Annotated in this window: 16 protein-coding genes; all 16 read left to right on the top strand. The window is 32.2% G+C overall.

What is annotated here, in order from left to right:
- Positions 1-30: 30 nt before the first annotated feature.
- The 16 genes from thiH (at position 31) to Q4517_RS04420 (ending at position 26,739) form a co-directional block, all read left to right on the top strand.
- Positions 31-1,206, top strand: a complete 1,176-nt coding sequence (gene thiH / locus Q4517_RS04495) for a 2-iminoacetate synthase ThiH (protein WP_303506693.1) — start codon at positions 31-33, stop codon at positions 1,204-1,206.
- A 71-nt stretch (positions 1,207-1,277) separates the two neighbouring features.
- Positions 1,278-2,330: a HesA/MoeB/ThiF family protein gene (gene moeB, locus Q4517_RS04490; RefSeq protein WP_303506691.1), complete on the top strand. Its 1,053-nt coding sequence runs from the start codon at positions 1,278-1,280 to the stop codon at positions 2,328-2,330.
- 187 nt (positions 2,331-2,517) lie between these two features.
- Positions 2,518-7,326, top strand: a complete 4,809-nt coding sequence (locus Q4517_RS04485) for a hypothetical protein (protein ID WP_303506688.1) — start codon at positions 2,518-2,520, stop codon at positions 7,324-7,326.
- A gap of 38 nt (positions 7,327-7,364) precedes the next feature.
- A complete protein-coding gene (locus tag Q4517_RS04480) occupies positions 7,365-7,787 on the top strand; it encodes a lipocalin family protein (protein WP_303506686.1) in 423 nt (140 codons plus the stop codon).
- A gap of 69 nt (positions 7,788-7,856) precedes the next feature.
- Complete coding sequence (locus tag Q4517_RS04475) at positions 7,857-9,950, top strand: fibronectin type III domain-containing protein (RefSeq protein WP_303506684.1); 2,094 nt, start codon at positions 7,857-7,859, stop codon at positions 9,948-9,950.
- 3 nt (positions 9,951-9,953) lie between these two features.
- On the top strand, positions 9,954-15,059 hold the full coding sequence (locus tag Q4517_RS04470) for a T9SS type A sorting domain-containing protein (RefSeq protein WP_303506682.1): 5,106 nt from the start codon (positions 9,954-9,956) through the stop codon (positions 15,057-15,059).
- Positions 15,060-15,064: 5 nt separating this feature from the next.
- The gene (locus Q4517_RS04465) at positions 15,065-16,429 is read left to right on the top strand and encodes a PKD domain-containing protein (RefSeq protein ID WP_303506680.1); all 1,365 of its coding nucleotides are present in this window, start codon (positions 15,065-15,067) and stop codon (positions 16,427-16,429) included.
- 1 nt (position 16,430) lies between these two features.
- A complete protein-coding gene (locus Q4517_RS04460) occupies positions 16,431-22,358 on the top strand; it encodes a fibronectin type III domain-containing protein (protein WP_303506678.1) in 5,928 nt (1,975 codons plus the stop codon).
- 13 nt (positions 22,359-22,371) lie between these two features.
- Entirely contained in the window at positions 22,372-22,911 is a 540-nt protein-coding gene (locus Q4517_RS04455; RefSeq protein ID WP_303506676.1) for a hypothetical protein, read from the top strand.
- 9 nt (positions 22,912-22,920) lie between these two features.
- Positions 22,921-23,121 (top strand): hypothetical protein, encoded by a 201-nt coding sequence (locus Q4517_RS04450; protein WP_303506674.1) that lies wholly within the window; start codon positions 22,921-22,923, stop codon positions 23,119-23,121.
- A 95-nt stretch (positions 23,122-23,216) separates the two neighbouring features.
- Entirely contained in the window at positions 23,217-23,441 is a 225-nt protein-coding gene (locus Q4517_RS04445; RefSeq protein ID WP_303506672.1) for a hypothetical protein, read from the top strand.
- A gap of 9 nt (positions 23,442-23,450) precedes the next feature.
- A complete protein-coding gene (locus tag Q4517_RS04440) occupies positions 23,451-23,903 on the top strand; it encodes a hypothetical protein (RefSeq protein ID WP_303506670.1) in 453 nt (150 codons plus the stop codon).
- A gap of 99 nt (positions 23,904-24,002) precedes the next feature.
- Positions 24,003-24,533: a hypothetical protein gene (locus Q4517_RS04435; protein WP_303506668.1), complete on the top strand. Its 531-nt coding sequence runs from the start codon at positions 24,003-24,005 to the stop codon at positions 24,531-24,533.
- A gap of 16 nt (positions 24,534-24,549) precedes the next feature.
- A complete protein-coding gene (locus Q4517_RS04430) occupies positions 24,550-25,422 on the top strand; it encodes a hypothetical protein (RefSeq protein ID WP_303506666.1) in 873 nt (290 codons plus the stop codon).
- Positions 25,423-25,424: 2 nt separating this feature from the next.
- Positions 25,425-25,730 (top strand): hypothetical protein, encoded by a 306-nt coding sequence (locus Q4517_RS04425; protein ID WP_303506663.1) that lies wholly within the window; start codon positions 25,425-25,427, stop codon positions 25,728-25,730.
- Between the two features lie 184 nt (positions 25,731-25,914).
- Positions 25,915-26,739: an NADAR family protein gene (locus Q4517_RS04420; RefSeq protein WP_303506661.1), complete on the top strand. Its 825-nt coding sequence runs from the start codon at positions 25,915-25,917 to the stop codon at positions 26,737-26,739.
- Positions 26,740-26,791: the final 52 nt, after the last annotated feature.

The following is a 26,791-nucleotide window of genomic DNA, read 5'->3' as shown; positions in this document are numbered from 1 at the left end:
TTTTGCCATTAGCTTTTTTAAATTGATAGTATGTTACTAAATAAAACAAGGAGTAATACTAAAAAGCTGACAACCAATAGCCAAGAGCTAAAGGCTAATAGCTTTAAAACAATATTCAACCAATATAATTGGGATGAAACTTTACAAAATATCTTCAATAAAACAACAGTTGATGTTGAAGCCGCTTTATCAAAAGATAAAATTGATTTAGAAGCTTTTAAAGCGTTGATATCACCAGCAGCTAAGCCTTTTTTAGAGCAAATGGCACAAAAGAGTCGTATGCTTACCAAAAAACGATTTGGAAACACGATTCAGATGTATGCTCCTATGTATTTGAGTAATGAATGTCAGAATATATGTACGTATTGTGGATTTAGCTTTACAAACAAAATTCCGAGGAGAACATTAACCGATGATGAAATATTGAAAGAAGTCGCTTTTTTAAAGAAAAAAGGCTACGATCATATTTTGTTAGTAACTGGAGAAGCTAATAGAACTGTGGGAGTTGATTATATTAAAAATGCGATTCAGCTCATTCGTTCTCAGTTTTCAAACATTACTATTGAAGTACAGCCTTTAGATCAAGATGAATATAAATTATTAATTGAAAACGGATTGTATGCCGTATTGGTATATCAAGAAACGTATCATCAAGAAGAATATAAAAAACACCACCCGAAAGGGAAAAAATCTAATTTTGAATACCGTTTAGACACTCCTGACAGATTAGGAAAAGAAGGAATTCATAAAATTGGTTTAGGAGCTCTATTTGGATTGGAAGACTGGCGTGCCGATAGTTTTTTTACCGCATTGCATTTAAAATATTTACAGAAAACCTACTGGAAAACGAAGTATTCTATTTCTTTTCCAAGGCTTAGGCCACATTCAGGAGGTTTAGAACCTAAGGTTGAAATGACTGATGCTGATTTGGTACAATTAATCTGTGCGTTTAGAATGTTAGATGAAGATGTAGAATTGTCTATGTCTACTCGAGAAAGTGAAGTTTTTAGAAATAATATTGTTAATTTAGGGGCTACCTCAATAAGTGCAGAGTCTAAAACAAATCCAGGAGGATATAGTGTTGAACCACAATCGTTAGAGCAATTTGAAATTTCAGACGAACGAAGTACAGAAGAAATTGTACAGATGCTAAAAGGACAGGGATTAGAAGTGGTTTGGAAGGATTGGGAGCATTTTAGAAGTTAGCCTGTTAGGCTATTAGAATTAAGAATGAAAATTTTAAGAGTTAATGAGGTGAATTTATTCTACAATTAAACATGAACTTAAGTCAAGAAGAACAAAAACAATACAACCGTCATTTAATTCTCGATAAAATAGGAGAAGAAGGGCAATTAAAATTAAAACAAGCCAAGATATTAGTGATAGGGGCTGGTGGATTGGGGTGTCCTGTACTACAATATTTAACAGCAGCAGGTGTAGGTACGATTGGAATTATAGACGATGATGTAGTAGACCAAAGTAATTTACAGCGTCAAATATTATATACAATAGACGATATAGGAAAGTCTAAAGCAGCAACAGCAGCAAATCGTTTATCAAAATTGAATCCGTTTGTTCAGTTCAATGTATACAAAGAAAAGCTAACCAATAAAAATGCAATTTCTTTATTTCAGCAGTACGATGTAATTGTTGATGGGAGCGATAATTTTGCCACACGCTACCTAACAAATGATGCAGCAGTATTAACTCAAACACCTTTGGTATATGGTGCTATTTTTAAGTTTGAAGGGCAGGTAAGTGTGTTCAACTACGAAGGAAGTGCTACGTATAGATGTTTGTATCCAACACCACCCAAACCAGAAGAATCTCCGAATTGCTCAGAAATTGGTGTAATAGGTGTATTACCGGGAGTTATAGGAAGTTTACAAGCAAATGAAGCTATTAAGATTATTTGTGTAATAGGAGAGGTGTTAGCCAATAAATTATTGATGTATGATACCTTAAGTATGCGTCAAATGATATTGAAGTTTGAAAAGACAGACAAAGCTGAGGTAGCTGAATTAGATAACGATTATGAATTTTTCTGTGGAATAAAAACAGCTACTCATGAAATAACTTTAGAGGAGTTACAAGATAATCTGTCAGCGTATAATTTATTAGATGTTCGTGAAGATTGGGAACGACAGCAGCAACATATAGGTGGACAACACATTCCGTTAGGAGAACTTGCCCATCGATATGATGAAGTAAATACAGAAAAACCTGTAGTGGTTTATTGTAAATCAGGAATACGAAGCCAACGAGCAATTGACTTTTTAGAACAACAATTTGACACCGTTATTTTTCTAAATTTAAGGGGAGGGATGTAAATACTTAGATAAAGGATTATTATATACTTCTTTCTTGTAAGGAATTAACAATATTTTAAGTGGAATTAAGCGAAGGCTATAAGAAAAAATATTATAAAAGAATAAAACTTTTGTTGTGATTATAATTTTCATTTAATTTGCAGGCTATTAAAGGGGAAATAAAAGATTAAGTTTACTATAAAAAACTATGTTAAGGGAAATTGCTGTTTTCGTTCTTTTGTGGTTGTTTACTGTTCAGGTAACAATTGCTTCAGAAGACTATAATGATATTAGAGAAATACCAAAAGGTAACTCAAAGGTTAAGTCTATAAACTTTTTTTCTAATTCTTTATTAAAAGAAACTTATGAAATAGAAACTTCACCAAAGGCAAAAGAGTTTTCTTGGACTAATATTAAAAAGTGGTATCCAACTCCTTCACTTGTAATTAATGATAAGGAAAAAGCGTTAGCTTCATTTGAACAAATTGAAAAACATAAGTCTTGGGTAGACAATTTTTCAAATGAAGATATAAAAGAACTTCCGGTTGGGGTTAAGCATACTAGAGAAAATATTCAATATGCCATAGGGATAACACAAGCCAATATTTATAAAGACTATACAGAATTAACTGTTTTTGCAAGGGTGCGTTTGCCTCAAACTAATGAAAATGGTTATCCGATAGAACTATTTTTTGGAGCTAATAATGTAAAGTTATCGCATGATGGAGGTATTATAGGAGATGCTAACTTGGTGCTATTGGGAGATATGCATATACCTTTTAATGGAGGTAAATGGATGCTAACTTTAAAAGGAGGGTTTGATTATAGAACAGGTATTACTCAAAACAAAACGTATGTAACCATTAATTGTGATGGTGTTAAAGAGTTAGGAATAGAAGGAGAGGTTGAGTTTTCGAGAGAATTGATATTACCTTTAGAAGAAAATGGAGAGGTAAATGAAGGAAAAACAAAAGTACCTTATAAAGTAAAAACAGAAAATGGAACGCAAACTCTTCAGGTACCTTATCGTGTAAAAGGGGCTTTTAAAGCGATTGCTTCAGATTGGAATGATTTATTGGTTGGAATAAGCTTACAGCCGTTTGTGTTGGCAAAAAAAAGAAATAAAAAAGACTATGGTGGAAATTTTCAATTTTATTTGAATGAAGCTGTCTTAGATTTTAGTGATTTACGAAACTCTCCTAGTGTTAAATTTCCTGAGCATTATCATAAAAACGGATTATTACTACCAAATCAAAATATTTGGAGGGGAGTATATGTAAATACATTAGATGTTAAACTACCTAAGGAGTTTAAAACTTCAGAAACCATATCACAAGGAGATAAGAGAATAGCTTTCGGAGCTCATAACCTATTAATTGATGGTCATGGAGTTTCAGGTTCTTTCTATGCAGAAAATATTTTTCCGTTAAACAAAGGAAGAACGAATAAAAATAAAGCTTGGGCATATTCTTTAGATAAAATAGAAGTGTCATTAGCAGCAAATAAATTAGTAGGGGCATCTTTTGATGGTCGTATTCAATTACCTGTTTCAAAACCAGAGGGGAAAAATAAAATACTTGGGCTAAAATATACAGGAATTATTTCAGAAGAAGAATATTTGTTGAATGTACGTAATGATTCTATTATTGATTTTAACTTATGGAAGGCTAAAGGGGAACTATTACCTAATAGTGCTATAGAATTAAAAATACATGACGGAGAGTTTAAGCCGAAAGCAATACTTCATGGTCGTTTAGCAATTAGTGCAAACCAGGAAAAAAGCAAAAAAACAACTGAAAAACAATCAAGTAAAAGGAAGTTAGTTGAGTTTAAAGGAATAGTTTTTCAAAACTTAGTTTTACAGACTGAAAGTCCAGTTTTTTCGGTTGATTATATGGGGTATCGAGATAAGGTAGCTCTAGCTGGGTTCCCAGTATCTATAGAGAATATAGGGATTACAGCAAATAAAACAAATGCAAATTTATATTTTGACCTAGGAATAAACCTAATGGGAGAAAACAATGGTTTTGCTGCAAAAACCAGCTTAGGTATTATAGGTGCTTTTGAAGAAGAAAACTATAGGCAAAAGTGGAAGTTTAAAGGTGTAGAATTAAAAGGAATATCAATAAAAGCTGATTTAGGAGCAGTTAAATTTGAAGGAGAAATAAATATATTAGATAACGACCCTACGTATGGTGAAGGTTTTGAAGGTGTAGTAAATGTTTCCATCTTAGAAGAAGATGCTGAATTAGGAAAAGCAAAGGCAGTATTTGCAAGAAAGAACAACCATCGCTTATGGTTTGTAGACTTCATGGTTGCTACACCAAGCCCTATACCGTTAGTCCCTCCATTGTCGATATCTGCAATAGGAGGAGGTATATCATATAGAATGAAGATGTCTTCTTTTTATAACCCAGAAGCTTCTAGTTTTGAGGATATAGGCTCTGATGGTACAAGTAATTCTTTTACAGGAATAGGTTATGAGTTTGATGAAAGTATTGGGTTAAGTTTTAAAGCTGTTACTCTTCTAACAGTACTAGGGAGTAGTGCATTCAAAGGGAAAGCTTCTTTTGGTATGGAGTTTAACTCTAATGGTGGATTAAATAATATTGAGTTGTATGGTTATGCAGAGTTAATGGCCAAGATAGAGGGGGAAATATCTTTAGAATTAAACCTTACATCTTTAATGAAGGAGGCTTTTGGGACTGAAATTAAAATGAGAAATAAAGACATTGGAGTTAAAATTTTTGAAAAAGAGTTCTCAGTAGATTTAGGAGGAGTAAAAGGGGAATTATATATATCATATGATTTTAAAAATAACACGTTGCATGGTGATGCAAGTATTTATATTAATGTAGCAGGAGGAATAATAGAAGGAAGAGGTTCTAGAAGTAGGGCAGGGTGGCTATCTTTTCACTTTGCTCCTGATTTATGGTACATTTATGCAGGTACACCAGAAGATCGTTTAGGATTGCGCATAGGTGTTGGTCCTGTAAGTGTAAAGGCAGGAGGGTATTTTATGGTAGGGTCTAAACTACCAGGTTCTCCACCACCTCCGCCTATAGTTGCTGAAATTTTAGGAGTTGACGCTAATGAACTTGACTATATGCGAGATGAAAATAGCTTAAGTAATGGTGGAGGATTTGCTTTTGGAGCTGATATCTCTATTGATACAGGAGACTTACGTTTTTTAATCTTTTATGCTCGTTTTCAGGCAGGGGCTGGTTTTGATATTATGTTGAAAGATTATGGGGAGGCAAAATGTTCAAATACAGGAGATCAAGTAGGAATTAACGGATGGTATGCTAATGGACAGGCGTACGTGTACTTACAAGGGGAGTTAGGGATTCATGTTAAGTTATTCTTTATAAGTAAAAAAATACCTATTATAAAAGCTGGCGCAGCTGTATTGTTACAAGCTAAAGCTCCAAACCCTGTATGGATGAGAGGTTATGTTGGAGGACATTTTAATGTTTTAGGAGGATTGATTAAAGGGAGATTTAGGTTTAAATTAACATTAGGAGAAGAGTGTGTGTTTGAAGATGCTTCTCCGTTAGGTGGACTAAAAATAATTACAGATGTTACACCTGATGATGGAGGTAAAGATGTAGATGTATTTGCTATACCTCAAGCTACTTTTAGTATGAAAGTAGGTGAACCTATTATAATACCAGAAGATGAAGGAGATAAAACATATAAGATTATTCTTGAAAAATACAGAATATTAAATAAAGGTAAAGAAATACCAGGAGTAATAGAATGGTCTAATTATAAAGATAGAGCCAACTTTATTTCTACTGATATTTTACCACCAAATGAAGAATTAACAGTTGAAGTTGAAGTAAGTTTTAAAGAAAAAGTAAAAGGAGTCTTTAAAACAATAATGATAGATGGTAAAAAAGCTATTGAAATAGAAGAAAGAACCTTTATTACAGGAGGAGCACCAACAGTAATTCCGTTACATAATATTACCTATGCATACCCTGTTTTGGATCAAAAGTATTTTTTAGAAAAAGAATATGATAAAGGATATATCCAGTTAAAAAGAGGGCAAGATTACTTATTTGATGATACACAATGGAAGAGTCATATAGCATATAAAAAAGAAGGAGAGTTACCTGCAGAATATAATTTTAATTACAATACATCAGACAATATACTTACATACAATTTACCTAATGTAGCACAATCATCCAAATATCATTTAAGTATTGTAAGTAAGCTAAAAGGTACTATATCTAGCACCAACATTTCGTCAAAAGAAAATAATACTTCTGAAAATGAAAGCTCTTATAATAATAATGTAGAAAGTACTGAAGTAGAAGTTAAACAAAGTAAAGCTGAAAATATTTCAAAGGATGGAGAGATAGAAAGATTAGCCTATGATTTTAGTACTTCGAAATATAAAACGTTCAAGGATAAAATAAATTCAATAAATACAAAGGAATATAACTGGGGTAAAATTTATTCAGATGTTATTTATTTAAGCAATAGAATAGAGAGCCATGAACCATTTGATATAGTAGAACTATTAGGAACAAGTTACACCGATAATGTTCCTTTAGTGACTATTGAGGCAACTTTAGAAGACGATTATTTTGAAAAAGATATAAATCCACCATTGTACGCACGATATCCGTTAGGAGGTTACCGAGTAAAAAGACGTGATGAAAACGAATTAGGAGCACCTCCAAAATATGCACTTCCATTATTAAATACCTATGTAAGTAACGCAGAGTATGAGGTAAATAAAAAGATGTTAGAAACGACGTTTCCTTTCAGATATAATTTAGGGTACGTATACAAACAAGATTGGATAGATATACAATCACAAATAGTAAATGACTATAGTGACGGAATTATAAACGATGGAAATTCAGTATTGAAATTCTTAGATAAGAATTATTTATTTATGAGGTATGGAGATTATAAAATAAAACTGTTCTATACATTACCAAGTGGAATAAAAGGAACTAGTGCCGTATATAAATTTAAAAACCCTAATAAGTTTAGGTAAACAAGTAACTTAATTATAAACCCAAATAAATTTTAAAAATGAGAACAATTAAAAATGCAATGATTTTAACCTTAGTAGTATGTGTAAATGTATTTTTTACATCATGTAGTGACGATGATACACCACAAGATACATTAATAGGAAAGTGGCAGATACTTAAAGATGTAGCGTCTAATGGAGAGGTAGATGAACTTACCGAGTGTGAAAAAAAAGCAGTATTAGAATTTAAATCGGACAACACTTTTAAAGATGTTTCTTATGAGGAAAATATGAATAATGAGTGTGTTTCGTATACGGAAGAAGGAAAATGGAAGGAAAAAGGAGATAATATATTGGAAGTAACTAGAGAAGGGGAGATAGAAGAGGTAAAATATTATTTTGTAGATGGAAACTTGAAATTCTTGGGAGAAGATGAAGAAGGAAAAGAAAATGGAAGTTATACCCTCTACCAAAAAATATAATTAAAATAAAGGGTAGGTTATGCTAACTAACACCTACCCTTTTAATTAATAAAAAAAGCTTAAAAAGGCATGAAGAAGTTATTTGCTGTATCGTATTTGCTAATTGTAAATTTTTTAGTTACTCAAGGAGTTTTTTCGCAAGTAAAAGAACTCCATCAGTCTAGTGTACAAATACTTGCAAGAGTACAAAAAGATAAAATTTTATTACGTTGGGCGGTAACTACAGCAAATGCTTGGAAAAAGACAAACAAAAGTGGTTTTACATTAGAAAAATACGTGCTTTCTCGTGATGGTAAACGATTACCAAGTTTAGAAAAAGTATGGGCAAAAAAGATACAAGCAGCTCCGATTGAAACTTGGCAAGAAATTGTAGAAGAAGATAACAACGCAGCCATTATTGCACAAGCGCTATTTGGCGAAAGTTTTTTTATAGAAGGAGGAAGTGAAGGACAATTGGCAGATATTTACAATTTAGTGAATGAAAATGAACAGCGTTTTTCATTCTCTTTATTAGCGGCTGATATGAGTTTTGAAGCTGCAAAAAAAGCAGGGTGGGGGTTTGAAGATACAGATGTAAAACTTCATGAAAAATATGTGTACAAAATTAAACCTGCAACTATAGAGAATACTTCAGAAATTGTTAAAATAAAAGGAACAGCTACCATAGCTAGTATTAAAGAATATGAGCCATTACCTGCTCCGATAGATTTTCAAGGGATTTTTGGAGATAAAAATGTAATTCTAACATGGGAGTATCAACTGTTTAAAACAATATATACCTCTTATAATTTAGAACGTTCAGAAGATGGTGTAAACTTTACATCGTTAAGCAAAGAACCTTTGGTGAACTTAAATGATAAACCAGAAGCCCCAGCCAAACGTATGTTTTATATTGATTCCTTGGCAAATAATACAAAGACGTATTATTATAGAGTTAACGGAATTTCCCCGTTCGGAGAAAAAGGATTGTATTCTACAATAATTTCAGGAGAAGGAAAGCCTATTTTGCCTTACACGCCTAGAGTTTTTGATGTACAACTTACCAAAAACACCAATGAAGCCATAATTACATGGGAGTTTCCCGAAAAGGGAGAAACATTGCTAGAAAAATTCCAACTATTGATTGCTCCAGTAGATAAAGGTCCATACGTAGTAGCCGTAGATAATATTTCTCCGCAACAACGTAAACTTACCTATTCCAAATTACAAGCATCAAATTATGTCAAAATAAAAGCAATAGGAAAAGATCCAAAACAAGAAAAAACATCGTTTTCAACACTGATACAACCTTTAGATAGGATTCCTCCGGCTATACCTACAGAATTAAGCGGAAAGATAGATAGTTTAGGTGTGGTTCACATAACTTGGAAACAAAATATAGAACCTGATTTCTTAGGGTATCGAGTTTTTAGAAGTTTTTTAAAAGATGAAGAACCTTCACAAATAACAGTATCTCCTATAAGCCAAAATAGTTTTATTGATACAGTAACAGTAAAAAACTTAAATGCAGAGGTTTTTTATAGTATAGTAGCTGTTGATAAGCGTCACAATCACTCCGAAAAATCAGAAGTGCTAATACTAGAAAAGCCTGATGTAATACCACCAACAGCTCCTGTTTTTTCAGGATATAAAATAAAAGAAGGAAAAATTATCATAGAATGGATACCTTCTTCAGAAGAAAAAGCAACACATGTTTTGTTAAGAGAGAATCTTACCGAAAAGAAGGAGTTAGAAACTGTATTTAGTACTAATGATACAATACATCAATATATAGATACCAAATTGAAATCGAACAATAGGTATCGATATCATATCAAAGCCATTGATAAAAGCGGGTTGACTTCGCCCCCTTCCACTCCTTTAACTATTGAAATGATAGATTTAACACCAAAGGAGTATATAAAGGGATTAGACTTTGTAGTAAATAGAGAAACCAATCACATAGAGCTTTTTTGGAGAGCAAATAAAGATGAAATAGCTGAATACACTATTTATAAACAGTTAAAAGAAAAGCAACCTAGTACATGGCGTATTTTACCTGCTGAGATTAAAAATGCAATTGATAAAGAAGTAAGCCCCAACGAAACGTATATCTATCATATAAGAGCTACACTCAAAAAAGGAGGTTATGCTAAAGTAAAAACGATTGAAATAAAATTTTAAGAGATGAAGAAAATTATTTTTATTATTATCTTTTTTTGCTTCAAAATAGTTTTCGGACAACTAGGTGAATATGAAATTACATTTGATGGTTGGGCTGAAGGGGCTAATAATCATCATTGTGGCTATGCTTATGTAGAATTAGAATTCCAAAATTCTTCAAATAACTATAAAGCTTTTGAATTTAATTATAGAGAACGTTCTGCTAGGGTTTATTATAGTGCAGGAAGTAATGAAACAACATCTCGTTTTCCTGCTAACCAGAGATTAAAATCTCTAAATTTTTGGGCAAAGAGACAGATAAAAAGTAGTTGTAATGGTTACAGACCTTTTAATACAGGACGTATTTATAGTAATAGTTATTTTGAGTGTTTTGATTTTGATTTTGAGTTCAGACAATTTAGAGATAGAAGTGATGGTACAGGTTTATGGAACTCTCAATTTAATGTAAAGATTTACCCTATTTTAACCATTAATTCACCAGGATCAGCTAATTCTTTTCCTGTTGAAGATGACATAACCATAACTTCTCATACAGGATTTAGGAGTAGTGAATATAACTGGCAATATTCTTTTAACCTTAATTCTTGGGTTAATATGACAGCGTTTAATGGTTCGCCTGCTATAACATTAAATGCACAAGAAATCGATAATGTTTTTGATGCAGATTTAAATCATGGGAGAAGTATTTATTTTAAGCAAACAGCCTGCGGGTATAACTCTTATCCAGTTAAATACAAAATTCGTCGCTCTGCACCACATATTGCATCAAGAGTTCCAGAAGGTGTAAAATGTTATGATTCAAATGATGGAGCTGTAAAAATAAACTTTGATAGAGCTTTAAAACAAGGGGAGAGTTTAACTTATACACTTACTAACGATAAAGGAGGTACTTTTAATCTTCCTTATGGTGTTAGTATAGTTTCTCAAGCTGATGGAGTTAATAAAACTCTAGAAAATGATAATTCATATACTATAAGAGATCTACCTCCAGGGAGATATACTTTTAAACTATTTGGGGATGCACCTGCATATGACACAGGAGAGAGTTATAATTTATATACAGAGTCTCCAACACATGAAACAACATTTATAGTTAACCGTCCAAATCACATAGAGTTCTCTGTTACTTCAACCAATGTATGGTGTAATGGAGGTAGTGACGGTACCATAACCATAAAAGCCAGTGGAGGACAAGATAGAAAAAAGTATAAATATTTATTGCGAGATAAAGGAGATACAAGCCCTGTGTTAGATAGTGATTGGATTGTGTTTACACACCTAGCAACTTATACAGGAACCTTTCCAAATGTAAAACGAGAAGCTACCCAAGTTATCACAGGAAAATCAGCTGGAGATTATATTGTTCAAATAAAAGATGCAAATAATTGTATCGCTAAAATACCTGTAAGAGATGGAGCAGGAAATATTATAGACTTAGGAGAAGAAAAAAAAGAACCTATAAAAATTGATGAGCCTAAATCACCTGTAAAAATAAATTTTGTACATGAAGAACAACCAACAGCCTTTGGGTTTTCAGATGGAAGAATCCGTGCCGAAATCACAGGAGGGACTCCATTACCTAACGGAAAGTACAACTTCACGTGGAAACATGAAAATGGTACCACATGGAATACTTTTAGCGATATAGTAAATGCAGATGGTTGGTACCTAACGTTGGAAAATGCAATTGCAGGAAAATATAGCTTAACTATAACAGATGCAAATTACAATAATGCAACAAATAAAGAAGGATGTACGATAGTTAATGCTGAATATACTTTACAGCAACCACCGAAATTAAATTTAAAAATAGAAGAAACGAATTCCATTTCTTGTAATAATAATAATGTTTACGGAGATCCATCTAGTGATGGAGAACTTACAGCTATAGCTTCAGGAGGAGTCCCTTTTAGTCCACTTATACGAGGTAAATACAAGTATAAATACACTTGGAAAAAGAAAGATGCGTCTGGTGTTTATCAAATCATACCTGGAGAAACAGGAAATGTACTTGAAAATAGAGGAGCAGGAGAATATACAGTTAATATTGAAGATGCTAACGGAATAATTATAGGAAGTTATAACAATAATACATTGGTGACTCCAACAGATAAAGAGTACGAGCTACAACAGCCAGAGTTATTAAAAATAACATACACTAAACAAGATGTATTTTGTCATCAAGGGACAGACGGAGCTATTAATGCCACAATAACAGGAGGAACAGGGAACTATACTATCTCTTGGAATACAGGAGAAACTACAGAAAATATATCAAACTTAGTAGCTGGTAATTATACTATTGAGGTAACCGACGAAAAAGGGTGCCAAGCTCAAGAAACAATAACAATTGAAGAACCTCAGAATCCTATTAATATAAATTATACCTTTTTTGAACCCACCTTTGCAGGTGCTACAAACGGATGGATTAAAGCTACAATAACAGGCGGTACTCCTCTAAACGATGGCTCTTATACATATATATGGCAAGATGCTAATGGAAATAATTTAAATACTCAGGTAAATGCAAGATTTAATGCTGGGAGTTATGAGTTAACACTCAATAATATTGGTGAAGGAACGTATAAGTTAACAATTCAAGATAAAAACTACCCTTTAGCAGTTGATAAAAAAGGGTGTACTGTAATTGAAAGTGAGTATTATATTGATGATCCAGAACCATTAAAAGCAGGTATTGAATTAAGAAAACCAATTTCATGTAATAGTAGTAATAGTTATGGAGATCCTTTTTCTGATGGCGTTTTAGAAGTAATAGCTGAAGGAGGGATAAAACTACAACCCAATGAAAATAATGGTTTATCCTATTACTATACTTGGAAAAAAGAAACAAGTCCAGGAGTTTGGACAATATTGACTACACAAACCTCAAATATAGCAAGCGGATTAGACGCAGGAAATTATGCCGTAAATATTAAAGACGCAAATGGTATTATTTTAGGTGTATATAAAAATAACCTATTAGTAACACCAACAGATGTAATTTATAATTTTGAAGAGCCGGTATTACTGGAATTAACCTTTGAAAAACAAGATGTATACTGTTATGAAGGTAGTGATGGTTGGGCAAAAGCAATTATTAAAGGAGGAATACCTCCATATAACATTGAGTGGGAAAGAGGAAACAAAGTAGCACAAATAAATTCCCTAACAAAAGGAGAATATAGTGTAAGGGTTACAGATACTAGAGGTTGTCAAGTAACGGGGAGTGTTTTAATAAAACAACCAGAGAATCCAATAAGTATAGATTTTACAGCTTTTGCTACGCCTTCTACAGGACAAGCATCAGATGGTTGGATACAAGCCGAGATAGAAGGAGGAACCTCTTTTGCTGACGGTAGTTATACTTATTATTGGCAAGATGAAAAAGGAGCAATATTGAATGGGCAAACGGAAACAAGTATCGTGAATGGTAAATTTCAAATAAAAATTAACAATATCCCCAAAGGGTTATATCACTTGACTATTGAAGATGCAAATTATATGGCAGCAACGACAAAAGAAGGGTGTATTTATGTAGAGAAAGAATTCATCTTATATGATCCAATAGAAGCCACTATTAGCATTGAAAAACCAATTTCATGTAATCAGAATAATAGTTTTAACAATCCTTATGCGGATGGAGCTTTGAAGGCGAGTGTAACTGGAGGTTTACCGTTTAGTACAGGGGAATCGTACATATATTATTGGAAAAAGAAAAATAGTAGTGGAATATATGAAGATTTGAATCAAAACAATCCAATAGCCACTGATTTATCAACAGGAGAATATGCTTTAAATGTAGAAGATAGTAGGGGTGTTGTAATAGGTGTTTATGAAAGTTTACAGTTGATCAATCCAACAGATGTATTGTTTAGCTTTGAAGAACCAGAATTACTAGCGCTATCGTTATCTGCCACTGAAATTTCTTGTGATACAGGAAATGATGGAACTGCAACTGTAGCTATTTCAGGAGGAATCCCACCATACAACATTCAGTGGTCTAATGGAGCAACCACTACCACGGCAGAAAACTTAATAGCGGGAAACCATTTGGTGTTTGTTACCGATGCTAGAGGGTGCGAAGCAACAGGAAATGTTACAATTGGACAACCAGGAGGGTTAAAGATTGAAGTAAATAAAAAAGACCCTACTTGTTATGGTGCAAATGACGGAGCCATTTCTTTAGATATCTCAGGAGGAGAAGCACCATATACTTACGAATGGGAAACAGGAGAAAAAGCTACAAGCTTACTGAATTTGGTAGAAGGAACTTATAAGTTTTCATTAATAGATGCTAATGGGTGTAAAGCTTTTTCAGAAATAAAGTTAGAAAATCCTGAAAAATTAACTATAGATTTAGGAAGTGACAAGACCTTATGTATAGATCAAACCTATCTTTTAGACGCCAGCATTGATGATGAAAATGCAACCTATAGTTGGGCATCAAATAATGGGTTTAGTTCAAATGAAGCATCAATAATTATAACAAAAGGAGGTACTTATACTGTTACAGTAACATCTTCCTTAGGTTGTGTGGCTACTGATACCATAATAATTAATTACAGTAACCAAGAAATAAATGCTGAGTTTTTAATGTCGTCACAAACCTATATTGATGAAGAAGTTGTTGTCTTTCATACAAGTAACCCCACACCTGAATCTTTTGATTGGATGTTGCCAAACGAAGCAAAAGTAGTAGAAGAGAAGGAAAATGCAGTAGTGCTTAGTTTTTCTAAAGCAGGAACCTATGAAGTAGGTTTATTAACAAAAGTTGGCGACTGTGTACAAGAAACATATAAAAAAGTAGTAGTTGAAGAAGAAAGTGGTTTAGTCGACCCAGGAGATACAGAAACTCCATTTATTGAGGTGTTTAGTATTTCTCCAAATCCAAATAAAGGAAATTTTGAGGTTAGCATAGATTTAGTAGAAGCAACCCCTATTTCTCTCCGTATTTTTAACACACAAGGGCAATTTATAACAAAACATATACCCAATGAGACATTAGAAGAATATAGTATTCCATTTACAATGAATTTAGCTTCAGGAATGTATGTAGTAGTGCTAGAAACAGCAAAGCAAACACAGGTAAAAAGAATGATTGTAGATTAAAAAGAATGAAGAAAACTTATAACTATACATATATTTTACTAACAGTAATTTTTGTGATGACTGCATGTTATAAAGAGACCCCAATTTTTATAAAAGCGGACTTTGAAACTTCTTTTGTTAATGAAGATGAATCAGTACCTGTACAAATAAGTATTCGAAACAAAACTGAAGGAGCAGATACTTACGAATGGACTTTTGAAGGAGCAACAATAATTTCTTCTTCAGATAAAAACCCAGGAGGTATTGAATATACGAAAGCAGGAACATACACAATAAAATTAAAAGCCTCTAATGTTGATGGTTTGGAAGAAACCTTAACAAAAGAGATTACAGTTGTAGAAGGAATAGACATACAGTTTTCAACAGAAATAATTAAAAGTAATTACCCACCGGTAGAAGTTAAATTAACAAATAATACAGTTGGAGAAAGCTTAACGTATGAATGGACTTTTGAAGGAGGAAAACCAGTAAAGTCAACAGATAAAAATCCTACAAATATAGTTTTTGAAGAACCAGGAGAACACCGTATACAAGTCTCGGTGTCAAACGGTTTTGAAACAATAACTAAAGAAGAAACCATAACAGTTTTACCAGGTATAGATATAGATTTTGATTGGGAAGTCGATTTTTTTGATGATGATTATCAAGCTCCAGTAACTATTACCTTACAGAATAAAACAACCGATGCCATAAGTTATCAATGGACTTTTGAAGGAGGAGCACCTAGCAAAAGTATAGAAGAGAATCCAGAGGTTACTTTTCAAAATATAGGGACATATACAATCAAGTTGATTGCTTCTAATGGGAAGACAGAAAAGACAACAATAAAAACTATTCAGATTAAACCAAATACTAATTTAAGAACATTTACAGATGTTAAGTTAGGAATCAACTCTGCCCATGGTAACAATAATGTGGGAGCCTTTTTTTCAACAGAATTAAGAAAAACAGTTACTGCAAATGAAGTAACTGCAGAAAACGGGTCCAAAATAGATCTCGTTTTTCTGGGACTTAGTAATGGTTTTACCTATAATAAATTTCTGTCACCAACCGAAGCAGGTTCCAATGGTTTTGTATCAATACCTAATGCACAACAAACTAAATTAATTAACTCTCAAGAAGGTTGTAGCTGTGGGGTAAGTTTTAGTGTTGCTCAATTTGATGCAATGAATAATGACACTCCTTTACAAACCATAACAATTACGGAAACTCCAAACGGATTATTACATTTTGATAGTACTATGAAACCAAGAATTGTACTGTTTCAAACTGTTGATGGAAGAAAAGGAGCTATAAAAATAAAGGAGTTTGTAGATAACGGAAGTAATTCGTACATCCTTTGTGATATTAAAGTTCAAAAATTGTCTTAGAATGAATGTATCGAAATTAAAATATAGATTAAAACAATCATTGTTTTTTTATTGCTTACTTATAGTTGTAGGAGCATATGCGCAACGTTATCCAGTACAAGTAACGCAAACCATTATTCCACCCTATTCAACAAAATTAAGTGATTATGCAACGGCAAGCGATGTTAAGTTTCGTTTAAACTTACTATTAACTGATGTTGTAGCCAGTAATAAACAAGTACGATTAAAACTACATATCAAAGGGAATGGTTTTGATATCCAGTCAACAGATTTTGTAGCGGGAGCTTCACAAGTGATTTTGAATGGGGGAGTACTACAGCAGTTTACAAATATCGATTTAGCGGCTTATTTTCAACCTAATAATTTAATAGGCATTTCGCCTCAACAGTATAACAAACCTTTACCAGAAGGAATGTATTCTTTTTGTTGGGAAGTGTATGAAGCGTATACAAATCAACAATTAAATCATCCTACAGCGGGTTGTTCTAATGTGTATTTAGTACTAAACGATCCACCGTTTTTAAATTTACCTTATAAAGGAGATCAAATTGTGGCGCAAGATCCTATGAATATTATTTTTCAGTGGACGCCAAGACATACGAACGCTACCAATGTATCCTACGAGTTTGAATTACGAGAATTATGGGATACGCAAGTAAATCCGCAAGCAGCTTTTTTAGCATCACCTAATTATTATTCAGAAACTACCTATACAACAACATTATTATATAATATAGGGAAACCTACCTTATTACCTAATAGAAGATATGGTTGGCGAGTAAAAGCCAAATCTACTACAGGAGTTAGTGAAAACTCGATTTTTAAAAATGATGGTTATAGCGAAATTTATTACTTTACCTATACCAATGCCTGTTATCCACCAACTTTTGTATTGTCAGAAGTAGTAGCCAAAGATAGAGTTAAACTTACTTGGCAAGGACACCCAGACCATAAAAAATACCATGTACAATATAAAAGAGCAGATATACCCGATGCTGAATGGTTTGAAGTATATACCTATAACACACAAGCACAAATAAGTAATTTACGAGCAGGAAAAACGTATATGTTTCGAGTAGGAGGTACTTGTAATGAACTGACAGATTTTGACCAAAACTATTCGTACAGTCATATGAGTCAGTTTACCATGCCTGCAAAAGACGAAATGGGGAGTAGTTATAACTGCGGAATTATTCCTGAAATACAAATTGATAATAACGATCCACTAAAAAATATAGGAATCAATGAAACCTTTACCGCAGGTGATTTCCCTGTAACTGTGAAACAGATACAAGGAGGAAACGGAACCTTTACAGGAGTAGGGTACATTGTAGTTCCTTATTTAGGGGACACTAAAATAGCGGTAACCTTTGATGCTATAAGTATCAATACCGATTATCAATTGATAGAAGGTGTGGTAAAAACGACCTACGACCCAACTTGGGGGGACATGGGAGACACCAACGATTGGACTCAAGGGGGAACTGGAAACTCTGAATCAACCGAGGTAGATTTTCCAGTTTCAGATGTACAGATAGATCCGAATGGAGACATATTAGTTATAGGAGAAAACGGAGAAGTAGTAGAATTACCGGGGGGTGAAGATATTGTAATAACGGATAGTAACGGACAAGTTTGGGCGGTTGATGAAGAAGGTAATGTAACTCCACAAGGAACACAAGCAGAAGGAGGAGCGAGTACTCCAAAAAATACGAATGGTGTTAATAACAATGGTCAAGCTACTGCGATATCAGCCAAAGGAGTAATAGTAACCTTTAAAAAGGCATCCAATAGTAAATATGGGTTTGATAGCTACGAAAGTAACTATAGTGCTACGAAAGATTTATATAAAAAATTAGGGAACAATTATTATGTACCCTACAAAGCTGTTGCAAAAAACGATACTGAAACTATTGTAGCGAATGTAGCGATTACAGATAGCAAAATTAAACCTCAAGACATTGTTTTTAAAACAAAAGAAGGAGTAGCTATTACAAAAATAGATAGTACAGCTACTTCTTATACCTTACAATTAAAAGGAATTTTTGACGATGCTGAAATAGAAACCCAAGCTTTAGTAAAACAAGGAACTAAATATGAGGTTGCAGGTGCATTTATACAATACCAAGCAGCACCTAAAAACATAAAAGTAGTAGTGGTTAATACTTCTAATACTAACATAGGTACAATAAAAGAATCGTTACAAAACATATATAAACAAGCAATGGTAAACCTTACCATTACTGAAATTAACGATTTTAAAAACGATTTAGAAGCTTTAACTCCAAATGGAACCATACAAAGTGGAGAAAGTGGTTTTGCAGCACAATATACCGAACAACAACGTCAAATAAATAATAAGCTAAAGCAGCATCCACAATACCAGCAAGATGCTTACTATTTGATTGTAACAGACAAAACACCTTCTTCTGCTAACGAGAAAGGATTAATGCCACTCGGCAGACAATTTGGATACATATACACAGCTAATGCTCCCCCTTCGGGGGTTGGGGGGCTTGCTGCTCACGAGTTAGGACATGGAGCTTTCCAATTAAAGCACCCGTTCTCTTCACAGAGTTACCAATATGCACAAAAAGCTACCAATTGGTTACTTGATTATAAAGATGGTACTAAACTTCCTTTTGTACACTGGCAAACCATACACAACCCTAAATTACGTGTCGGAGTTTTTGATAAGGATGAAGAGGGGCAACAAGTTACAGTTACAGATATTAGTGAATTAAAAGAGTTTGCCAATCCAGATGGTTCATTAACGTTTATTGCTAGGTCAGGAAAACCAATTACTGTACCAGGAAATATTACGGAAGTTATTTTTAGTACAGGAGATTCTGAAAAATGTGAAGTAGATACTGAAAATCCATTTAGAATAAAGCCTTTTGGTACTTTAACTAGTTTTGTTTACAAAGACAAACGTTACACCGCTGCATGGAAGTGTAAATCGAAAAAGTTTATGGGTTACATGTCGAGCTTAGACAATACCTATAAAGACGTATTAACGAAGAAATCTATAACTAAAGCAATTGTCGGTTTTCCTGCTGTAGCTAATGGAGCTATAATATTCAAAGTAGGACAACTTTCTATAACGCCTGAAAATGGTGGAGAGAATTATACAGCTGAAGGAGATTATCAAGAATATGATTTCCTATCTCAAAGATTGAAAGATGTTGTTAAGTTTAATGAAATTTCTGCACCAAAGTTCGATCCTGCTTTAAGTGAAGAAGTTCAGCAGTTCATAATTGATAATATATACAAAGCTGGTTTTGATGGGAAGGAGTTTTATGATAATGATGCTTATGTTTTTGTCCATGCGACTCAGTTAGAGAAATATAATGTTTTAAAAGGATGTTTTAAAACTGGAGTTCCTGGTCAATTATTAAAGTTAATTGTAAAAACTCATATGAGAATTACAAAATCAGGAGCTACCTCTACATATACTTCTGATATGTTTGAAGATAGTCATGAAGAGAATAGTAACATTTATAATGCTAAAAGTTTAATTAATCATTGGAAAAAATATAATTTAAATTACTATCCAATTGTAGCTGATCAAGTAAGTAATTTTGAAATGCTAAAAGAAGCTGATCATGATGACATTATAGAAACATTTAGATCAATAATGGATATTAATTATGAAAGTGTTTCTTCTGATAATTGGGACTGCTTTTTTGAAAAGCTAGGTTTCGATAATCTAACATTAGTTTTAAAAGCACTTTCTGAAAGAGATGATTGGGGGAATGAAACAGAAAACCTACTGTTAAAAATTTTCAAATTAGCAGATGGTAATGATGAAAGAGAACAAAAAATTCTAGATATATTAAAAATTGAAAATTATAAGCTATTAACTAAAATAGTTAATATAACTAATGATTGGGCGGATAATAATAATCCACAATTTGAAGACATTGTTAGTTACATCTCTAAATGGCTTATTGCTAGAAGTCCAAAAGAGCTTTATAAAGAAATGGTTAATAAAGCTAAATCATGGAATGAAATTCCTTTCAATTATGAAAATTATAGCAAACTCAATGTAGTTCCTACAGCAATGAACAATATGTTTGGTTTTGCAGAACCTAATAGTTTGCCATATAAAATGGAAACTTCTTTAAAAGGAGGTTTAGTTAATATAACAGTTAGTACAGGAACTAAACCAGGAGGAAGCATAACAGGTATAGCGTTTAAAAATACATACTCTCCATATGATTATGTCGTTATGGATATTCGTCATGATTTTAAAATAGGAGGTAAAGTATTTAAGGAACAAAAAATATTAGTACCTAGAATCTTTGTTCATTGGTTGGCTACGAACGTTAACGGTAAAAACAATGAAGCTTTTTTACGAGTATTTACTGAAGTAATGGCTGTTGCTGCAATACCATTAACAGGAGGAGCATCATCAATACTTCTAACAATAGATGCTACTTTAGCTACAGCAGATATTGTTTTTACTATTGCAAATAATGTAGATAATGAAAGTTTATTAGGAAATGAAAAGTTTTTTAATGTTTGGACAGGTATTTATGGTATTTATAATTTACGACACCTACCAGCTTTAGCAACTTCGATAGGAAAAGGAGGTAAAGCATTGTTTAAATACACTACCACTGAGGTTGGTGATGCTAAGTTTTTACGTAAACTGGTTTTTGATTTTAAAAATAAATCAAATTTTATACAAGAATTTAAGAAATTAAGTGCAGAGCAAAAATTAGATGTAATTTTTAAATTGGATGATTTAGCGTTAGCTATAAAAAAAGAGTCTGAAGTACTTACTTTAAGTAAACGTATTATTTATAGAAAATTAGTAGAGCTTAAACTGGAGCTTAATACTATATTTAAAACACCCAATTCTTTTGCAATTAAAGTAAAGCCTACAAGCACACCTTATAATCCTACATTGGCAATTGATTATAATAATAAGTTAACCGGATTAGGTAAGGTTTTATTAAATGAAAACAAAGAAATTGTTCTTGTAGAATCCTCTAAATGGTTACCAAGTACTATTAAAAATACAGAAGAGCTAGCTACCATTAAAAACGTGTTAGTAGAAACTGCTGCGGGTTCTAAAGGAATTAAGAACATAAGTGTTGTTAAAAACCTTGATGATGGTGAAATATACCTTAGTTTAGTTGGAGGACTTAGAGAAGACATTATAAAACTACAGGTAGATGAGTTACTGGCGTTGAGAGATATTCATAATCCTAATAAACTTAATCACAATTGTTTTACCTGTGCTATTAAATATCAAAATGAATTTACAAAAGGTACGAATGAAGTTATTGAAGAAATAACCAAAAAGTACCATGCAGGTGTTGCTCCTGAAGAGATTAATAAATTAATTTATGATGTATTTGGGTTTGATAATGTAAAAACTAGCACAGCATTTAATTTTGATGATTTGATAACGAAATTAAATGGTATTCATCAAGAAAGTGTTATCCTTATAGGATCTATAAGAAAGTCTGAGATAGAAGAATTTGCTTCACACCATGCTTTTAATGCAAGGAGAATGGCAAATAGGGAATGGGAAATTATCGATATACAAAACGGAGCAAGGTATGATAAGAATACTATAAATAAATATTTTATTTCTACTGAAATATTTGAAATCTTATATAAAGACCATACATATATATCTAGAAATATTTTAAAAAGAGATTTACCTAAAGAGGTACATGCATGGGTAGAAAACATCCCCAAAGAGCTTCTTAATACTTTAGAAGGATTACCATATACAAAATTACAGCAATTTGTAAGAGAGTTTGATAATAAAGTAGAAATATTATCAGAGTTTAATAAAGATCCACTTTTATTTAAGGTATGGGAAACCATGGAAAGAAGTCCAAATATACCCGTAAGTATTAGAACCAAAATAGCAAACCTGCAAGGTGCAAAACGTGTAATATGTAAATAAATAAGTTTTGATTATGACCATTGAGAAATTAGAAATATTATTAAAAGATATCATTGAAGAAGGTAAATATATTTATAAGACATATGAGGATAAGGATTATATATATGTGTTTACTAAATTAAAGACATTAAAAGGGATAGATTATGATGATAGATATGCAATCGTAGGGGGACTAGGACCAATATTAGTGGATAAACAAACTAAAGAGTTCAAAAGAATTCATTTTATGGATGTGCCTTCGGAATTGCATAAAAAACATTATGTTGAACCTACGATTGATAGTATTGCTAAAGGTATTATAAAAAGAAAATATGTAAATAAAGGGGATATGTTAAGTTTTGTTGAAATCTATTATAAAGGAGAGAGAGAGGAGTATTTTGATTATGGGAATGTATTTTATGATTATAAGTTTGAAAAAGAATTCATTAAAGCTAATTTTAAAATAGAAGAACTAAGAGATAAGTTTATTTCCTTTTTAGAAGTTCTTAATGTAAAATGTAAGATAGAACATGATGGTTGGTTAGTCATAACAAGAGTCCCGGAGCAGTCTTAAAGAAATAATATGACCATTGAAGAGTTGAGAAAATTAATATTTGACTATACAGGAGATGACTCACCTTATAAAGCGTATACACATGATATATATGTATATATATTAGGTAAAAAAGATGATAGTGTAGATGATAGAAAAGCAATGACAGGAGGTCCAGGAATTATTAGATATAATATGGAAAAAAAAGAGTTTGAAAAAGTTATTATTTAGATATTCCACCAGAAATATTTGAAAATGATCCTAAGCCAACTAAAGAAAGTATAGCTGTAGGTATTGTAAAAAGACAATATGTTAACGAACATGATATGTTATATTTTGTTGAATTAGTTTATGAAGGAGAAAGAGAAAAGTATTTTAACTTTGGAAGAGTATTTTATGATTATAAAAGAGATAGAGAAAAAATACGAGCTCATTTTAGAATAGAAGAAATACGAGACAAGTTAAAAGCGTTTTTAGAAGACCTAAATGTAAAATGTGAGGTAGAGGATAACGGTTGGTTAGTCATAACAAGAGTCCCGGAGCAGTCTTAAAGAGGTAATATGACAATTGAAGCGTTAGAAGTATTACTGAAAGATACGATTCCAAAGGGGGAATACATATACGATACCTACGAAGATGAAACCTACATTTATGCATTTACAAAATTAGAAAAATTAAGAGGGATAGACTTTGATGACAGGTATGGAAAAGTTGGAGGCCCTGGTTCAATAAGAGTAAATAAAAAAAATAAAGAGTTTAAGAGGGGGTCTAATAGGGACATTCCTTCTCATTTTTTTGAAAAGGATTATGTTGAACCTACTATTGATAGTATTGCAAAGGGCATTGTAAAAAGGCAGTATGTGAATTTTAACGATACGTATAATTTTTGTAAAATTAAATTTAAAGAAAAGGATGATTCAAAATTTAATTTTGATAAAGTTTTAGAAGATTTGAAAAGAGAGACTACAGATACTATAACTTTACAGTTTAAGGATTATGAAATAAGAGATTAACTAATATCTTTTCTTGAAGTTATAAATGTTGAGTGTGAGCTAACGGATGATGGTTGGTTATTTATAACAAGAGTTCCAAAGCAGTCTTAAAGAGGTAATATGACAATTGAAGCGTTAGAAATATTATTAAAAGACATCACTGAAGAAGGTAAATATATTTATAAAACCTTTGAAGATGAAACCTATATCTATGTATTTACGAAATTAGAAAAATTAAGAGGGATAGACTTTGATGACAGGTATGGAAAAGTGGGAGGATACGGTCCAATAAGGGTCAATAAAGAAACCAAAGAGTTTAGAAGAGTTCATTACATGGATGTACCATCAGAATTACGAAAAAGAAACTCTAAAAAAAGAACAGTAGATAGTATTGCTAAAGGTATTATAAAAAGAAAATATGTAAATGAAGGTGATGTATATAATTTTTTAAAGTTAAATTATAGAGGAAATGAAAAGTTTACTTTTGGAAAAGTACTTAATGATTTAGAAAAGGGTTTAGAGATTCTTAGCTTACAATTTAAAAATAATGAGCTTAGAGATAAAATGATAAACTTTTTTGATGTTATTAATGTAAAATGTAAGGTAGAAGATGATGGTTGGTTAGTTATAACAAGAATACCCGTGAAATAATAAAAATGTTATTTAAATGAAAATAAGTGAATTAAAAAGAAAACTAGTTGTATTACTAACGATATTTAGTGTAGTTTTTTCTTTTGCCCAAACAGACTGTGAACTTAGATGGTCTCGCTTTACAAAAGATATTGACGCTACCACTGATATAGGGAAGGCTTTAGTAACAGCTATAGATGAGAACCCAGAAGTTATTACTAGTTGGTGGGTGTTTGATACAGTTGGAGAAGGTGCTTTAAGAACAAATTTAGAAGAGCTAAGTTTTGTAACAACACATCTAAAGGCAAAAAATAAAACAGCGGAAGTAATTGTAGATGAGATTAAAAATGCTGGAAGCTATGTTGAATGGAAGAGTTTGACTACCTCTGAAGTTGGAGTTTTAGATGAAATTGATATAGCAAAACTTAGAGCAAATGAAGCTGCTCATACTATTGAAAGGCATGGCTTTGAAGTAACAGATGATTTATTAAAAAGAAGAGCTACAGAAGGCATTGCTCCAGATGGCTCTTCTATTGCTAAACGACAAGGAGGTAGAAGAATAGGGAATATAATACCGCCAATGTCATCTAAATTTATAGATGCTACCAGTATGAAAAAAGCTTTAAACGCAGTAGATGTATCTACAAGCGCTTTTAAAGAAGCTTTAAAGGCAGAAAAACTAGCTAAAGGTACAGATACTCCGCCTTTATTTAAATTTCAAGTTGATTTGGGAGAAACTATTGGTTTAGGTTATAAAAAACCTATAGGAACACCTAATTATGTTTTAACAGGACAAAAATTATCAGGAAATCCTATAAAAATAAATGGTCTAACCAAAATAGAAGTTCGTTATAAATTAAATCGTGCAACAGGAAAGTACGAAATAAATACAATGTTTCCAATAGAATAATTATGGAGAAATATAAACATTTAAGATATGCTATTGAATTGTTTTCAGCGGATTGGGAATTAACAGAAGAAGAATATCAAGAAACCTTTTCTTCATTTGTTAATGCAGAACCTGACTACACTAAACGAATAAAAAAAGAACTTATTCAAGCATTAAATGACCCTGAATGGAGTTGGGTAAAAATAGGATATGAAACCAACTTTATAGGCTCCGATGACTCAGAAGAAAGTGTTTGGTTATCCGTGAAAGATTTAATATGGAATGTTATTGCTTCTAATGAAGAACCACCTATGAGGAGATTTGTTTAGTTTTTATTGATAATATTTCAGATTATGGTAAAAATTTGCAACCGATTCACAATAGACCAAGTCCTAAAAATATGGTACAAGAAGAAGTTATACTTAATAAAAATGGACAGTATAGAATTGATAACTTATCAATTATAACTAATACTGATGGAACATCTCGCTATATAATTGAAATGACAGAGTTATGATTAAATTATCTGAAGAGCAATTAAAAAAACTTTCTAGACAAGAGAGGTATGAATATTACAATAAAGTAGAAGCTTTTGAGTGGTCCTTACTGTCTTTTGACGAAAAAAAGAAATCAATTCTTAGTGATTATGAATTTATAATCAACAAAAGAGGTATTGAAGGAATTACTTTAGAAGAACAAATTGAGTTTGCATTAAATAGCGAACCGTCTGAAAATACTAATTATGTAACTCCTTTAGTTGAGCACTATCATTCAATTAAAGAAAATGAAAAATTTACTTTCTTTTTGGAAACTAAGTCTCCTTTTTCTCAATGGTATAAATCAAATTTTACAGCATCTACTTGTTTAATTGAGGGAGTATGTATGAATAAAACTAAACGAGAATATGTACTCCAAGGTCAATTTCCTTACCCTGATCAAGAATATTCTTCAGCTGAACAGTTTATGATGTATCATAAAGCAATTATTTTTTTAGATATTGATTCAGCCAAAAAAATAATGAAGACAAATAATGTTCGAAAAATTAAAGAGTTAGGACGAAATGTTGCTGAATTTAATGAAGAAGTATGGAAATATTATAGAAGTAAAGTTGTTTATGAAGGAAACAAGGCAAAATTTACACAAGACGAAGAATTAAAAAATAAACTATTGTCTACAGTAGGTACAACCATTGTAGAAGCATCTCCGAATGATAGGATATGGAGTATTGGATTAGTAGAAAACGATATAAGAGCACAAAAAAGAGAAACTTGGCAAGGGAAAAACTTATTAGGGGAGATCTTAACTAAAATTAGAGTTGATATAGCAGGAAGTTATTAATGAATTGTGTAGCCAGTCTAATTATAGGAGGAGTGAACTGATTGGAGTAAAG

Origin of the sequence: Tenacibaculum sp. 1_MG-2023 (assembly GCF_030547425.1) — a bacterium.
Classification (GTDB): Bacteria; Bacteroidota; Bacteroidia; order Flavobacteriales; family Flavobacteriaceae; genus Polaribacter.
The sequence above is the reverse complement of the archived record's forward strand: the minus strand, read 5'-3'. Positions and strand labels throughout refer to the sequence as shown.

What these genes read in the sequence shown, in the direction of transcription:
- moeB (WP_303506691.1), top strand. Translation starts at nt 1,278, where the DNA reads ATGAACTTAAGTCAAGAAGAACAAAAACAATACAACCGTCATTTAATT.
- Q4517_RS04460 (WP_303506678.1), top strand. Translation starts at nt 16,431, where the DNA reads ATGAATGTATCGAAATTAAAATATAGATTAAAACAATCATTGTTTTTT.
- Q4517_RS04430 (WP_303506666.1), top strand. Translation starts at nt 24,550, where the DNA reads ATGAAAATAAGTGAATTAAAAAGAAAACTAGTTGTATTACTAACGATA.
- Q4517_RS04465 (WP_303506680.1), top strand. Translation starts at nt 15,065, where the DNA reads ATGAAGAAAACTTATAACTATACATATATTTTACTAACAGTAATTTTT.
- Q4517_RS04455 (WP_303506676.1), top strand. Translation starts at nt 22,372, where the DNA reads ATGACCATTGAGAAATTAGAAATATTATTAAAAGATATCATTGAAGAA.
- Q4517_RS04470 (WP_303506682.1), top strand. Translation starts at nt 9,954, where the DNA reads ATGAAGAAAATTATTTTTATTATTATCTTTTTTTGCTTCAAAATAGTT.
- Q4517_RS04445 (WP_303506672.1), top strand. Translation starts at nt 23,217, where the DNA reads ATGTTATATTTTGTTGAATTAGTTTATGAAGGAGAAAGAGAAAAGTAT.
- Q4517_RS04440 (WP_303506670.1), top strand. Translation starts at nt 23,451, where the DNA reads ATGACAATTGAAGCGTTAGAAGTATTACTGAAAGATACGATTCCAAAG.
- Q4517_RS04475 (WP_303506684.1), top strand. Translation starts at nt 7,857, where the DNA reads ATGAAGAAGTTATTTGCTGTATCGTATTTGCTAATTGTAAATTTTTTA.
- Q4517_RS04420 (WP_303506661.1), top strand. Translation starts at nt 25,915, where the DNA reads ATGATTAAATTATCTGAAGAGCAATTAAAAAAACTTTCTAGACAAGAG.
- Q4517_RS04425 (WP_303506663.1), top strand. Translation starts at nt 25,425, where the DNA reads ATGGAGAAATATAAACATTTAAGATATGCTATTGAATTGTTTTCAGCG.
- Q4517_RS04450 (WP_303506674.1), top strand. Translation starts at nt 22,921, where the DNA reads ATGACCATTGAAGAGTTGAGAAAATTAATATTTGACTATACAGGAGAT.
- Q4517_RS04485 (WP_303506688.1), top strand. Translation starts at nt 2,518, where the DNA reads ATGTTAAGGGAAATTGCTGTTTTCGTTCTTTTGTGGTTGTTTACTGTT.
- Q4517_RS04435 (WP_303506668.1), top strand. Translation starts at nt 24,003, where the DNA reads ATGACAATTGAAGCGTTAGAAATATTATTAAAAGACATCACTGAAGAA.
- thiH (WP_303506693.1), top strand. Translation starts at nt 31, where the DNA reads ATGTTACTAAATAAAACAAGGAGTAATACTAAAAAGCTGACAACCAAT.
- Q4517_RS04480 (WP_303506686.1), top strand. Translation starts at nt 7,365, where the DNA reads ATGAGAACAATTAAAAATGCAATGATTTTAACCTTAGTAGTATGTGTA.